Annotated in this window: 10 protein-coding genes; 2 read left to right on the forward strand and 8 right to left on the reverse strand. The window is 53.1% G+C overall.

Annotated features, from left to right (window positions below; genetic code table 11):
• Window positions 1-27 precede the first annotated feature (27 nt).
• The 4 genes from KHS78_RS02870 to KHS78_RS02885 all read right to left on the reverse strand — a co-directional run bounded on the left by KHS78_RS02870 (window position 28) and on the right by KHS78_RS02885 (window position 6,362).
• The gene (locus KHS78_RS02870; RefSeq protein WP_211824953.1) at window positions 28-2,004 is read right to left on the reverse strand and encodes a DUF1302 domain-containing protein; all 1,977 of its coding nucleotides are present in this window, start codon (window positions 2,002-2,004) and stop codon (window positions 28-30) included.
• Between the two features lie 103 nt (window positions 2,005-2,107).
• Complete coding sequence (locus KHS78_RS02875; protein ID WP_211824955.1) at window positions 2,108-3,241, reverse strand: SO2930 family diheme c-type cytochrome; 1,134 nt, start codon at window positions 3,239-3,241, stop codon at window positions 2,108-2,110.
• 3 nt (window positions 3,242-3,244) lie between these two features.
• Window positions 3,245-4,546, reverse strand: a complete 1,302-nt coding sequence (locus tag KHS78_RS02880; protein WP_343216859.1) for a parallel beta-helix domain-containing protein — start codon at window positions 4,544-4,546, stop codon at window positions 3,245-3,247.
• A 670-nt stretch (window positions 4,547-5,216) separates the two neighbouring features.
• A complete protein-coding gene (locus KHS78_RS02885; protein ID WP_211824957.1) occupies window positions 5,217-6,362 on the reverse strand; it encodes a helix-turn-helix transcriptional regulator in 1,146 nt (381 codons plus the stop codon).
• Between the two features lie 151 nt (window positions 6,363-6,513).
• Here KHS78_RS02885 and KHS78_RS02890 point away from each other — a divergent pair, with 151 nt between their 5' ends.
• Window positions 6,514-6,939 (forward strand): PPC domain-containing DNA-binding protein, encoded by a 426-nt coding sequence (locus KHS78_RS02890; protein WP_211824958.1) that lies wholly within the window; start codon window positions 6,514-6,516, stop codon window positions 6,937-6,939.
• 73 nt (window positions 6,940-7,012) lie between these two features.
• Complete coding sequence (locus tag KHS78_RS02895; RefSeq protein ID WP_211824959.1) at window positions 7,013-7,729, forward strand: SDR family NAD(P)-dependent oxidoreductase; 717 nt, start codon at window positions 7,013-7,015, stop codon at window positions 7,727-7,729.
• A gap of 12 nt (window positions 7,730-7,741) precedes the next feature.
• On the opposite strand, the gene KHS78_RS02900 is transcribed toward KHS78_RS02895, so the two are convergent.
• The 4 genes from KHS78_RS02900 to KHS78_RS02915 are packed head-to-tail and all read right to left on the reverse strand — an operon-like array spanning window position 7,742 to window position 14,111.
• Entirely contained in the window at window positions 7,742-9,442 is a 1,701-nt protein-coding gene (locus tag KHS78_RS02900; protein WP_211824960.1) for an ABC transporter ATP-binding protein, read from the reverse strand.
• Entirely contained in the window at window positions 9,439-10,824 is a 1,386-nt protein-coding gene (locus KHS78_RS02905; RefSeq protein ID WP_211824961.1) for an ABC transporter permease, read from the reverse strand. The genes KHS78_RS02900 and KHS78_RS02905 overlap by 4 nt, the downstream gene beginning before the upstream one ends.
• Before the next feature lie 13 nt (window positions 10,825-10,837).
• Window positions 10,838-11,815: an ABC transporter permease gene (locus KHS78_RS02910; protein WP_211824962.1), complete on the reverse strand. Its 978-nt coding sequence runs from the start codon at window positions 11,813-11,815 to the stop codon at window positions 10,838-10,840.
• A gap of 49 nt (window positions 11,816-11,864) precedes the next feature.
• Complete coding sequence (locus KHS78_RS02915; protein WP_246506040.1) at window positions 11,865-14,111, reverse strand: ABC transporter substrate-binding protein; 2,247 nt, start codon at window positions 14,109-14,111, stop codon at window positions 11,865-11,867.
• Between the last annotated feature and the right edge of the window lie 668 nt (window positions 14,112-14,779).

The following is a 14,779-nucleotide window of genomic DNA, read 5'->3' on the forward strand; positions in this document are numbered from 1 at the left end:
TATGCATCCTCTTAATGTGCCTGCCGGTCAGAAGGAATAACTCATGGACGCGGAGATATGCTCCTTGTCCCCGTCAAAATCGGTGAACCAGTTCAGGCCAACGCTGAAGTCCTGGTAGCCAGCGCCCAGTGACAGGCTCAGCCCCTTGCTGTCTTCCTTGAAGTTGCCGGTCAGATGGGAGTTACCGCTGACATCATGTTTGACGGTGGCGCCGGGATAGAGGTTCACGCCGGGCAAAACGTCGGACATCGTGCCGGAAACGCCCAGCGTATAGCCCCAGGCAAAACGGTCGAGGCGGTCATCGGCATGGCCGGTAGAGAACGTGCTGCCATCTTCATTCCAGGGGCCGGAAGCCGTGGAAACATAACGGTCATAATCTCCACCCAGGCCGCTGATCTGTTCGAAGGCGGTTTCGCCTATGGCATTGAGGTCACTCAGGAAACCCGTAGGGCCAAAGCTGTGGATGAAATTGACAGAGCCGGTCCAGAGTTCCACACGGGTGTAATTGTTGTAGGCCGGGCCGCTGATGCAGTACTGCCGGGCCGGATCGGCTTCTGAAATACCGAAGCAGTCACCACCGGAAAGAATGGTGCCGAAGGCTTTGCTGGTACTGTCAATCAGGTTGTCAGGGTCGTCTATCCAGATGGGCATGTTAGGGCGATAGGTCAGCTCACCGGCAACTGATGTACCGCCGATCACAGTGCTGAAGCTGACGCCCAACATCCGGATGTCTTCCGGATAAATAACACCGGCATTGGTGCCGTTGCCGAGAATACCCGCGCCGGCAAGACCACCTGCCAGTTCCTGGAAGACACCTGCGTCATTGCCTGCTGCCTGGAACAGGAAGTCGCCCATGGTATTGGGGGTACCGATATCCGCAGTCCATTGTGTGATCTGTCCCTGGGCGTTGGTCACGGAGTCCTGGGTGATCTGGGCATCAATATACGGTGCATGGGAATTGTACTGGATGTAGTAAAAACCAAATTCCGTATCATTGAGAGATTCCGCCAGGTACTTCAGGCTGACACCAAACTGGCCATTATTGCTGGCGTTCTTTTTACCGGAAGTATCCGCGACAACAAGAAAGTCACCTGTCTGATTTAAACCCACTTCTTCATAGAAGTCGGACGCGCCACCGGTTGCCAGATCCCAGTTGGCTGCCAATGCGGCGAAATCAGCCGGGATGTTGTCATAAGCAAAATCAGAGCCTTCGATGAAGACGTCCTGACCGCTGTGAAAGGTGCCACGCCCAGGCAGGACATGACTTTCCCAGTCGAACTGGTAATAGGCACTGAACGACAACGTGTCAGTGAGGCCGATATCAAACAGCAGCGCGGTCTGGGGTATCAGCAGGTCCTTGATCTGGGAGCCGGGCAGGGTGCCAGCCGCGAGGTCAAACGCATTGCTGGTATTGATGCCGTCCGCATAGAAAAGCCCTTCGCCCCAGTTGACGACTTGCTTGCCGAAGCGGATATCCACGGGCATATCGAAGATATCCCAGTAGCCATAAACATAAGCGTCCTGAATTCTGGCGTCTTTGCCCTGGTTATCCTTGACGCCGTCTGACCAGTCGTCACCGTAGGTGTAAGTGCCGGTCTGATCCGGAATGCCTTTGGCCGTCTGGCGGGCATTGGTGGCCAACCAGTCATTCTTGCCATCCATCATGACACTGTCGTAGAACGCCGTGCCACGGACAAATGCGCCATAGTTCTCGTAGTTCAGTTCAAGGTCGGCTGAAAAACGGAAAACGTTGGAAACCAACCCGGTGTCATTTGAACGCTTTCCGTCATTTTCGTTGATGTCGCCGTTGTCATCGGATAAATCCGGGCTTTCGAGTCGCCAAGTGCCGCCCCAGGAAATACGACTATCCAGGTTACCGGTGACTTGTCCATCCAGCAGCTCGATTTCCGTTGCCGCGACAGGGCTACTGAGTACTGCCGCCAGTACCGCGCTGGAACAGCGGGTTAGAGGCATAAATCGTCGTCTGGTTTTCTTTATTATCATTATTATGTGCTCCTGCCTTTATCATTATTGTTAGTCAGGCTCTGTGCTCTGTGCTCTGTTACATCAAAACCGCACCTCCCATAACGGTCAGTGCGGCGGGTTTTCAGCAGTCCCCCTCCAGAGAGGCAATCCACTCGCTGACCAGTGCCACGCCTTCGGCGTGTGATGTTGAACGACCCAGTTCCGGCATCATTTCCCCGGGATCATTGGACTGCATCCGGTACAGCAGGATGGAACCGTCAGGATCACCGGGCTGGATGGCGACTTTGCGGTCACCGGTGCCTTTGCCGGCGGCAACCGGTGGCTTGCAGAAGCCCAGGCGAACCGGGGTTGTGGTATCCCAGGTCAGCCAGAGGCCGCTGTTTTTGGCAGCACCTTTCGGGTTGTGGCAATGGGCGCAGTTGATATCCAGGTAGCTCCGGGCACGGTGTGCCAGCGTTTCGCCGGGCCGGCCGTTGGGCCACAGAGCATTCTGGGTTGCGGTTGCGCGATCGACACCGCTGAGCAGACCGTGTGCCGTCCAGTAATCCAGCTGGTTCTGCTCACCATCGGCGTAGACCAGGTCGCGGTTCAGGTGACGGATACGAGGGCCAATGGGTTTAACGAGCTTTCGGCTTTTACCATCCGCATGGCAACCGGCACACTCGTTGGCATCCGGTACGATGTAGGTGAATTTTTCTTCACGGTCGTTTTTCACCAGTGTCAGGTTTGTGCTGTCACCTGCTACATCGAGGAACGCCTCTGTTTGCGCGTCGTTCCAGATATAGGGCAATGCGACCCAACTTTCTTTCAGTTTGACCAGTACCCGGGTTTCCATTAGGCGTACCTGATCCATCGGTAGGCCGTCGTTGTTGTCATACAGCACGGCAGAACCGTCAGAAGCTTTTACACGACTACGGTCATTTTTATCCGTGATCGGGTAGTAGAAGGTCTTGCTGATAATGGTGCCGTCGGGATAAACCAGTTCATCGTTTTCGCCGGGAACAGCGGGCTGTCCTTCTGGCAGCCAGACGGTCCTGAGTTTGCTGGCGTAATCCGTAAACAGCGCGGTATTCAGGTCATAGGGTATAACCCGATGACCTGTTTTAAGGTTACCGTTGTTTATAGACAGTATGCGCCACTCGCTGAGGCTCTCGGGGTAATCGGAACCGGACAGCATCAGCGGGGGTGACTCCTTGCTGCAACCGGTCAGAAACAGGGAAGCCAGGAGTGACGCAATAACAGCTATGCGCGACATGGTTCAGCCCTCTTTGCTGGTATTGTCGGAAGTCTCCAGAGTCGACAAGGTGTTGTCGTCCTTGCTGTCTAGGGTGCCGAGGTCAATGGCCGCCATTTTCTTCATACGACAGTTGTGTGGTGACTTATCGGTGGAAATGCCTTTGAAATCGTTGCCTGCATCTACATTGATGAACCCAGCGGCGGCATCATCAATGCAGAGGACGGTATCGACGGATGCATTGCCATCAGCGAGCTTGCCGGGGTTGATCACACCATCCCAGAGAATGTCGGGCAGGCGGCCGGTCAGCCCAAACTGGGCAACTTTCAACGCCTTGAGTTCAAGCCGTCCCGGTGATGTGCCGCCACCGCTGTAGGTGTTGTCGTAGATAAAGATGCCTTCCGGGAACGGATCGAAGTTATCTGACACCTTGTATTCTTCCTGGTAATCCGCTGTCAGGAGGCTACTGACGATGATATTGGCGGTATCGTTGTCCTTTAGGTTGTTGCCGAATATCTCAACATTGTCGTTTGAGTTGATAAGAATGCCGGAACCGGCCGGTACACTGGCGACAGCTGTTCCCTTTGGGGCAAAGTTTTCCGTGTTATTGCTGTAAATTTCGTTGTTGTAGATACGGGTGCTGTGACCGGGCTGGGTCAGGTAGGGCATGTTGAAGATCAGTACACCGCCGGTGTTGTTGGTCGCGACATTGTTATAAACGTCAGCACCGATGGTATTTTCGATTTCATAACCGGCTACATTGTATTCCGCCCGGTTGTTTCGAATAACCACGTTATAAGACTGACCGACATAGATACCGGCGTCTGATGCGCCAATCACGACAGAATCCTCAATCAGCGTGTTTTCTGTCATGACTGGATAAAAGCCGTAGGAACCATTTTCGGTGGACGGGCCGTTAGTCCATTCGGAACGAACCCGTCGGATCACAATGTTCTTGGCCTGGTTGATCTTGATGGAATCGCCCTTGGTGTCTTCAATGGCCAGATCTTCCAGGGTGAAGTCACTGGCGGTGATCATCATGCCTTCTGCACCGGCCACCTGGTTTTTGAAGGATAAAATGGTTTTATCCATGCCGGCGCCGCGGATGGTGACGCCATCGACACTGAGTGTCAGGCTGCGATCCAGCGCATAAAAACCCTCTGGAATCTCAATAACATCGCCAGGCTGGGCCATGACCAGCTGGGTTTGCAGTTTTTTGCCAAAACTCTTCTCTGGTGTCGGAACCTGTGCGGATGATGTGGGATCCTCGCTGCAGCCGGCCAGCAAAAGGGCCAGGGCGGGAATCATAAAACGGGAATAGGACACGACGGCTCTCTCCATTTCTTGTTATTGGTGTGCACTCAGCGAGAGACAGTAGAAGGCTGAGGTCACTGCTTATTCAGTAGCCCGGGAAGCTAACTCTACGGAGAACGTGCGTCAGTAACTCGGCGATTATTGGAAAAAGACAGGCGTTTTTGAAATTGATCAGTGAGTTTCGGAATGAGTCAGTAGCAACGTCTGGAATTATCGGCTTAGTAATCCGGTGTTTTGTATAAAAATGTCGCCAAAAGGAATGAAAATGAGTTCAACGGCTGCAAACATGAGGTTTTGTCAGAGTGAGTGATTAAGCGGGCAGCCAGTAAACATGATTCTCTCTTATGGAATATTAGTCAGGCTTTACCAGTCTGACTGGAAGGTCAAAAAAATGGCAGAAAAATCCAAAACACTGGTTTTTTCAGAAATCAGTCATCCATTCAGAAATGAGTCGGTTAAGGTGATCCGCTTATTAGGTCTGCCGGTGATATAGGGCGATGGCCTGCTACCTGGCTGCGGGGCGCGATGGTTTCTGTTGCTGGTGGTTGCCTTGAGTGGCGCTTACCAAATAAAAGCCAACTGACGGATATGGCAGGTCGGGATATGACCATGCCGGGAGAGTGAACTGTATACCGATGACTGATTCTCAGCAAAACGTCAGAAAAATGCTGACATTTGAAAATCAGTCAGAGATTTCAGAATCGGTCAGTTGCGTGCTGGAAGGGCTTTCCGGCTGCCGCTGCCGTTCCTCGCGGTATTGGCTGGGTGTGATGCCCATGCGATTCTTGAAGGCGCGGTTAAAGGCACTGAGGGAGTGAAATCCTGCTTCCAGGGCAATGGTCAGGATGGGGATATCCTTCTGATTGGAGTCTGATAGCCGTTCCCGGATTTCCCGAATACGGAAATGGTTCAGGTAATCATTAAAATTTCGATAGCCAAGCTGGCGGTTGATCAATGATCGGAGGCGGTATTCCTGCATATTCAGCCGACTGGCCAGTTCGCCGATGGTCAGGCTGTCTTCCCGGTAAATAAATTCATGTTCCATTAACGACTGTAGTCTACTAAAAATGGTGTCTTCGATGTGATCAGCGGGCGAAGGGGTTTCCGGTTTATCGGCGTCACATGTCGTTTTATTGGTATAGGTAAAGACAATTTCCTGTTTCTGTCGGCGTGCTGGATAGAGCAGGTCTGTTTTGAAGCGGAGCAACAATGCGTTAAATATCAGAAGGAATGCAGCCAGCATAAGGCTATTAATTGAACGAAGATTGTCGCTTAATCCAATTAATTGTTCCATTAAGACGACAGAGGCTATATAAAATCCTGTGCATCCAAGTAGCCATCCACGTAAACGACGTCGGTTTTGTATTAAGTCTTCACGCAGGTAACGACCAATCGTTATAAGTGCATGGCCTATCAGTAAAAACTCGATGGATTGTGGTATCCAGTGGCTGAAGAAATTAATCCATAAAGAAGGCTGATAACCGACGACATGAAACATCAGTTTCAGCATCGGGCTAAATAAAACGACAACTGACGCTAATAATAATACCCGACGGTTGAGTCTGAATTCGTCATTAAACGTCAGTAGACATACAAGCCAGAAAACGCAGGGAAGTGCATTTCTTCCCAAGGCTACAACCCAATCAATGAGGAAGCCGGTGTCCAGTTGCGTAGTTAAAGGCTGAATCAGGTAGGCGATCAGGCAAAGTTGCAACAACGCAAAGCAATGGGTTACGGGCTCACGTCTGCCAGAGGCTGTCACCAGAATCAGGTTCAGCAGTGTCAGAGACAGGCAGAAAAAGAGACTGGCTTGTTGTATGGGTAACATGTCACTAAGTCCGTTGCAGCATCGTTATTGTTGTAATGCGTTGCGGCGTCTTTTTTGCATTATGCATGACTGTTCATAGGGATGTAAGGCCAATGATGCGTTGTAACGCTATGCTCAAAAGTATGCGATACAGGGTGCTCAGAGGTGGACAATGTCGTCGAGTTTGCTTTTCCGTCTAACGCCGGGGGAAGATCTGTATCTTGGGATGGAGCATTTTATTGCGCAGAATAACATCCGTGCTGCCGCGATCATGACGTGTGTCGGCAGCCTGTCCAAGGCGATGATTCGCTTTGCTGATCAGCAGAACATCACATCGCTGGAAGGACCTTTTGAAATTGTATCCCTGGTGGGCGTGCTGACAGATGATGGCAGCCATCTTCATGCCAGCTTATCAGACCAGAAAGGGCACGTTGTTGGCGGGCATCTGAAACCCGGTGCCATTGTGCATACAACGGCAGAGGTCGCACTTATGGCGATAACGGATGTCATAGTAACAAGAGAGTACTGTCCATTATCAGGTTATCGTGAACTCGTGGTTCACGCTGATCCAGGTGTCATCAGTCAGTCATCCGAATGAGTGATACTGAGGTTGGGAGCGGTATGCGGCTTCAGGAACAGGGGCAGCACACACTTTTTTTGGGGAGGTTGCCGTGAGAGAGAGGCAGGCGCTGATATTTGGTGTCAATGGAAGTCTCGGTCGTGCCCTCGCTGATATCCTTGCGAATGACTATGCCGTGACAGGGGTTGTCAGAGATGCCCTTACCTTTGAGCATGGCACCGTCCAGACGGTGATTGAATCTGACTACAGTGAGAACTCACTTGCCTTAATCAGTAATACCCTGAAGACACAGGCGCATTCATTTGACCTCCTGATCAATGCGACTGGCATTTTGCATGATGATAACCTGAAGCCGGAAAAGCGGCTGCAGGATATTTCGGCAGACTCCCTTACGCGTTACTTTGCAATCAACGCAGTCATTCCGGGATTGTTGCTGAAATATTTTTCCGGCCTGATGCCCAAAAGTTCACCGGCGGTCTTTGCGTCACTCAGTGCCAAAGTGGGGAGTATCAGTGATAATCGTCTGGGTGGCTGGTATGGCTACAGGGCTTCAAAAGCGGCGCTGAACATGCTGGTCAAAACGGCTGCCATCGAAATGCATAGAACGCACAAACAGGCCGCCGTGGTGGCGATACATCCGGGGACGACGGTCTCGAACCTGTCCCGCCCCTTCACGACCAATACCCCAGCCGACAAACTCTACGCTCCGGAAATGTCTGCGCAACGCATTGTCAGTGTATTGACGGGGCTGACAGCGGACGATACCGGTCAATTCTTTGACTGGTCTGGTGACGTCCTGCCCTGGTGATGTATCGCTGTACTAGCCATCTGCCGCCGCCATGACTGGCGATGATGCCAGCAGGGCTTGTGTGTAAGGGTGCTGCGGACGAGTGATGATCTGTTCTGTTTTTCCCTGCTCGACAATCACGCCATCTTTCATGACCGCCACCCGATGCGCCAGCTGGGGGATGATCGACAGGTCGTGGGTGATGAACAGGTAGGACACGCCTAGGTCATTTTGAAGCGCCTGAAGTAGTTCCAGCACTTCCGCACGAATGGAAACATCCAGCGCGCTGGTGGGTTCATCGCAGATGATCAGGTCTGGCTCGACTGCCAATGCACGGGCAATGGCAATACGTTGACGCTGCCCACCGGAGAATTCATGGGGATAGCGCAGGCGGTGCTCCGGTTCGAGCTGCACCTGTGCCAGCAGGGCCTCGATACGCGCCTGGCGTTGCTGTTTGTTCAGCTCAGGCAGCAGAGACATCATGCCTTCCTCGATAATGGCGCCAACCGTCATCCTGGGGTTCATGGATGCATAAGGGCTCTGGAAGATCACCTGAATCCGTTTCCTGAGTGGTAGCATGGCCCGGCGTGAGAGGTTGGTGATGTCCTGGCCGTCAAAATGGATAACCCCGGCAGTCACCCGGTCCATGTTCAGAATGGCCCGCCCGGTGGTGCTCTTGCCGCTGCCGGATTCGCCTACAAGTGCCAGGGTTTCACCGTGGCGGATGTCCAGGCTGATGCCGTCAACGGCACGGGTATGGTCGTGCACCCGTTGCAGGATGCCTTTGCGGATCGGGAAATGGACCTTCAGGTCCTGCACCGTGAGCAGTGGCGTTTCATGTTCCTCCGGGCGGTAGACGGACATATCCGGCAGGCTGTCAATCAGTCGGCGGCTGTAGGCTTCTATTGGATTATTGAAGAAGTCTTCACAGACTGCTTCTTCGATGATCCGGCCCTGATACATCACTCCGACACGATCGGCAGTGGTTCTTACGACCCCCATATCATGGGTAATCAGCAGGACGGCCAGGCGACGTTTCACCGTGAGTTCAGCCACCAGGGCCAGAATCTGTTTCTGGATGGTGACATCGAGTGCTGTAGTTGGCTCATCGGCCAGCAGGATATCCGGTTCACAAGCCAGCGCCATGGCGATCATAACGCGTTGCTGTTGACCGCCGGAGAGCTGGTGAGGGTACCAGTCAGTCCGTCGTTCCGGGTCAGGAATGCCCGTTTCCGTCAAAAGTTCGACAACGCGTTTTCGAATATTTTGCTCATTATCCCTGGCGTGGAGGCGCAGTGTTTCAGCGATCTGGTCACCGATGCGGTGGACCGGGTTGAGTGCGCTCATGGGATCCTGAAAGATCATCGCGATCCGGGCGCCCCGCACGGCGGTCATGGCTTGCTCAGTCCGTGCAAAGAGGTTTTCACCTTCCAGTAAAACCTCACCGGCGGTGATGGCCAGGGCATCCGGCAGCAGGCGCATGATAGCAGTTGCGGTCACCGATTTGCCGCTGCCCGACTCGCCAACCAGGGCATAAATTTCACCGTCATGGAGATCAAAACTGACATTGTTCAGGATGTCGGTTTGGCCATTTCCCGTGAGCCGAACACTCAGGTTGCGGACGGAAAGGTGGGGTGTTTGCACAGTAGTTTGATTATCCACAGGTTGTTCTGAATCCCTTGCCAGAGCAGGTTGCTTGTGGTTATCCACAGATTGTCCTGTGCTGCCGGTCATGCACTGGCCTCCAGTTGAGCCTTTGGATTAAAGGCGTCATTCACCAGGTCGGAGAACAGGTTGGTGGCCAGTACCAGCGTGAACATAAACAGCAGCGCGGCGATCAGATTCCACCACACCACCGGATCCCGTGAGAGTTCGGTTCGGGCCATGTTGATCATGTTGCCCCAGCTGGCCATGGCCGGGTCAATGCCAACACCGATGTAAGACAGTACCGCTTCAGCCAACACCAATCCGCTGAAATCGAGCACAAAGGTGATCAAAATAATGGGCATCACATTGGGCAGAATATGACGCATCAGGATACGCCAGTGACTGACACCAAATGCGTGCGCCGCCTGGACATATTCCAGCTGACTGATCTTGAGCGTTTCTGCGCGGAGCATTCGGCAGAGACCAGCCCAGCTGGTGACACCCAGAATGAAGCAAAGGCCGAGGAATTTGGCGTCAGCCTTCTCAAGACCCACTTCAAAGAAATCGGGATTATTATCAATGAAGACCTGAAAGAGCAGCACAGAAGCGGCGATCAGGAGAATGCCCGGAATAGAGCTCAGCGTGGTATAGAGGTATTGGATAATATCGTCCACCCAACCCTTGAAGTAGCCGGCGGAGATGCCAAACACTATCGCAATCGGCATCATGATTACGGTGGCCAGCGTACCGATCAGGATGCCGGTGCGGATGCTTTTCAGGGTTTTGTAGAGGGTGTCATTACCGGCCTGATCCGTGCCCATCACGTGGTAGAGGTTGCCCAGCTCAATCAGCCAGGCTAACAGACATATTGTGATGGTTAGCGTGATATAGGCACTTTTCCATGGTAATTCGCTACCATTTACGCTTGTTTTTTTACGTCGCCATGCCCAATGTAAACCAATCAGTATGGCGCTGATAACGAGTCCTTTACCCAGTGCTATCAGGCTGTTGCTGGCAATATCGCCTGTCTTGTCATCCGCTGTCGCCAGGTGGCTGCCAGCGTATTTCAGGTCCGGGTAATCTCTGACCATCCCGCCATCGTCAGTATGCTGATTCTCCTTGACGAAGGATTTCAGGGCGAAGGGGGCAGAGTATGTTCTTTCATCGTTCTCACCCATTTCGCCCAGCATCAGGTCGAGTACGCTGTAGACCTGGTTGCTGTAGAACACCTGCTGGTTGGTGTGTCCTTCCGTCGGAGGCAGTGCCTTGCGGAAATGAAGGGAGTCCAGTAAGGCAACGCTGACATACCCCATGATGATGACAAAGGTCACCATACCGAGCCGGGTAGCAAACACCTCGCGCCAGCGGGCGCAGGTTTCCGGGTTGCGACGGATGGAAAAGACAAAGCCGACCAGCGCCGCCACCATCAGGTAGACCAGGGTATCGCTCCAGAGTAGTACCGGTTTCATGGCGTTATCCTTGTCAATTCAGGCGAACCCTGGGGTCGGCCCAGGTGTAGGAGATGTCGGTGAGGATCAGGCCGATGATGTAGAGCACGGATCCGACAAAGACCATGGCGCGGACGATGGCGAAGTCCTGGGCTTGGATGGCGGTCAGCATGTAACTGCCAAGGCCGGGAATACCGAAAAAGGATTCCATGATCAGGCTGCCCATAAAGAGCAGCGGTATCACCACCACCACGCCGGTCAGGATAGGGAGCAGGGCGTTGGGCAGAATATGGCGAAACAGAACCCGGATCTCGCTGGCGCCCTTGGCTCGCGCCGTTTTCACATAATCCTGACCTGAGGCTTCAATAAACAGGGTGCGGTACCAGCGGGCACCGGCGCCAAGCCCCGCCAGCACCCCGATAATCACCGGCAGTATCAGGAATCGCCAGGCATCTACCCCGGGATTGAAGCCGGAAACCGGCACCAGTCGCCAGAGTCCGGCAAACAGGTATTGGCCGGCGATGATGTAGAACAGGTAGGAAATCGACATCAGCGCCACGAATACCATCACGGCAAAGCGGTCGAGCAATGTGCCTCGGAACATCAGGACCAGCAGCGCGATACAGATATTCACCCAGATCCCCACGATAAAGGTAGGCACTGCCAGCGCCAGGCTTGGCCACATACGGTCGAGGACATCGGTGCTGATATCGCGTCCCTGGTCGGATTGGCCAAAATCAAACACAAAGAGTTTCAGTGATTTCTCGAAGAATATCGTGTCTGTTAGTGTGGATATTCCGCTGTTTTCGTTATTGATAAACAGCGGTTTGTCATACCCCTTTTCGGTCACCCAGCGGTCGATGGCATCCTGTGTAACGTACTTTTCACCCAGGTGGGCACGCGCCATATCCTGTGGTGTGTTGACGATAAAGAACAGGGCAAAGGTCAGCAGGTTGACGCCGATCAGGATCGGGATGGCGTACAGCACACGGCGGATCAGATAGGCAAACATGTTCATTCACTCCAGAGGCTGCATCCGGGCAACCGTGGGTATGTAAGACTCATTCCGGGCGACCTCCGACAACCGTACTGTGCTGCCGGCGGCGGTAGGCGCGAACCGCCGGGATCACCAGCGCAATCACAATGCCCAGGGTGATCAGCAGTGGTGTCAGGATCGGGCGGTTCCAGGCCAGTTGTTTTTCTGCGCGCTGTGCGGGTTCCACGCGTACATACTTGAGCGTGCCCAGGCTGATGCCGTGGCGTTTGGTGTTGTGCACCCAGGCGTTGCTGAGGTAGTAATCCTTGACGTGAAAGCCCATGATCCAGGGGTTGTCCCTACGAACGATGTTGACCATTTTATCGATGATGGCGGCACGTTCGGGGCTGTTATCCATGGTTTTCATGCGGTCGAAGAGGCGGTCATACTCCGGGTTGTCGTAGTTGGCTGTATTGACCCCATCGCATTTGCACTTCTGAGCGCCCTGGTGGCTGTCGAGCATGAACAGGAAGTTTTCCGGATCCGGGTAGTCTGCCAGCCAGCCCCAGCGGAAGATCTGGGTATTGCCCTGGCGCATCTTCTCCTTGAAGCGGGTGTAATCGGTGGGACGGAACTCAAGCTGGATGCCCAGTTTGTCGAGTTGCTTGCGCATCCAGTCGGCGCCGGGACCGGAATCACTTCCGGCGGTATCCAGGTAAAGTACCAGCGGTTTGCCGGTAACGGCATCCCGGCCACCCGGATAGCCGGCTTCAGCCAGCAGTTTTTTCGCGTGCTTGATGGATTTCCGGACGGGCCGGTTACGCTGCTCATCCCAGTCAAAGATCAGGGGGTTAATGCCTTCCCGGCCTTCTTTGGCGCCAAAGAGACCTGGAGGTATTGGGCTTTGGGCCTGTTGTCCCAGTCCGTTGTAGAAGATATCGATGAATTCCTGGTCATCCCAGGCGATGGAAATGGCGCGGCGCAGCTTACGTTGCTTTTCACTGTAGCCACCCACCACCGGATCGAGCATGTTGAAGCCGGTGTAATAGAGTGAGGGACGAATTTCCTCATCGACCCTGACGCCATGGTTGATCAGCTCTGCTGACAGGGACATGCCGTCCGGGCCGGTATTAAAGGCCTGGTCAAAGGTGGCGGAGTTGATATTGCTGCTTTCGTCGCCGGAGCGGTCGTAGTAACCCTGCAGGAATTTCTTCCACTGGGGTATCGAGGCTTTCTCATTGACGAAAACCGCCTGGTCAATCATCGGGAGTGGTTGTCCTGCATCAGTCAGCAGCCCCTTTTCCTGGTCGCCAGGAACGCCTTCGTTAGGGTAAAACTCCTCCCGGAAGTTGGGATTGCGGACCAGCACAATCTTACGGTTGGGGTCATTCTCCGCCATCATGAACGGCCCGGTGCCGATGGGGTGCCAGTCCAGGGTCAGGTTGCGTTCCTTGAAGCCGGGGTTGTGATAGAAGCGATCGGCTTCCCAGGGAATCGGGGAGAAAAAACGTGTTGCCAGCCAGTAGCGGAATTGGGGGTATTTGCCGTTGATGGTGATAGCGAATGTGTGGTCATCAATCTGTTCGAGACCCTTCATGTCATATTGGCGAAGATCAAGCCATAGCGGTACGTTTTCAGATTTTCTCGTTTCAGCAATGGTTTGTGTGAAGGCTGTCAGACCGACGATGTAATCCGCCATAAAACCAATCAGCGGTGATTTGTTAGCTGGGTCACCCATTCGTTTAATGGCGTAAATGTAATCGTCCGCGAGCAGTTCACGGCTGCCGGTTTCGGCAAAATCATTGAGGGAACCGTATTCTGCCGATTCACTGGCGTGTTCAAAGAAATACAGCGGATGGCCTCCGGCTTTGGCCAGCGCCGGATGGGGTTGATACCGGATACCCGACTGAATCTTGACGGTAAAGACACTGTAGGCAGGCGATTCGGCATCACTGCCAAGCGGTTGACGATTCTCATCCAGGTAGGTCACCGTCGGCATTTCGTTGGCGGTCGCGGTGATCAGTTCATAAGGCCGTTTCAGAAAGTGGTATTGCAGTGGCGGTTCGTAAATCTGTTCGAGAAAGAGCCCTTCCTCGGCGCTGTAGGCGCGAACCGGGTCCAGATGGCGGGGTTGGTTGGAGTAGCTGGCGTAATAGGTGACCTTGTCTTCGGGTTCCGGGGCGTGGGGATCGTTCCACGTATCGGAACAGCCGCTCAGCACGGCGACGGCCATCAATAGAACGCCCATCAGAGGCGACAACCGCTGCAGAAGGCGGCGTCGGAGTCTGGCTGCTGTCTCGTCATGGTGCATGAGGCAGGCGTTTTCCATCATCTATGGGCTCATTATTGTTTTGTTCAGGGTACCGTTTTAGGTGGTTTTGTGCGAGATCTGCCGTAAAACGGATACGGTCAGAACCCCATAAAACCCGCGTAATAACTATTCTGGCGTATTTTTGTTCGCATTTCCGTCAATAACAAGTCAGTTCCGGATTTTCGGAAAATCGCCCGGTGAACCCGGTGCTGAACTGTATAAGCTGTCGATGACTTCGTGAACGGTGTTCAAGCTGTGCGTAAAGGCAATGTGGATAGTTTTCCTGTGATTAAGTGGCCTGTGTATCGTTTTCCTGTGGTTAACATGCCCTGTGAATAATTAAACTGTTGATGATTTTGATGCAATGAGGCTGTGAATAAAAAATAAACGGCAATGCTTCTTTCAGCTTTGGCTTCACAGAATTAGTGGTTTTCGAAGAAATCAGGTGCGGATGTGAATAGTTGGGGATAAATCAACAGGCGTCTGTCTTCAAAATAATTACTAGGAATGCAGGTCATTGCACAGAATCATTCACACCTTATGTAGTGTCAGATAACTGGTGGTTATTTTTCCATTGATCCCAAGGGTCTTCAAAAATAACAGTACTCTGTCGCAAGATGACAATTAACTCTATGAATTTATTGGATAAATAGGATTTTAGAGCGTTTGGATTGCTATTCTGAAAGGTA

Source organism: Kistimonas asteriae (genome assembly GCF_018263925.1).
Lineage (GTDB): Bacteria > Pseudomonadota > Gammaproteobacteria > Pseudomonadales > Endozoicomonadaceae > Kistimonas > Kistimonas asteriae.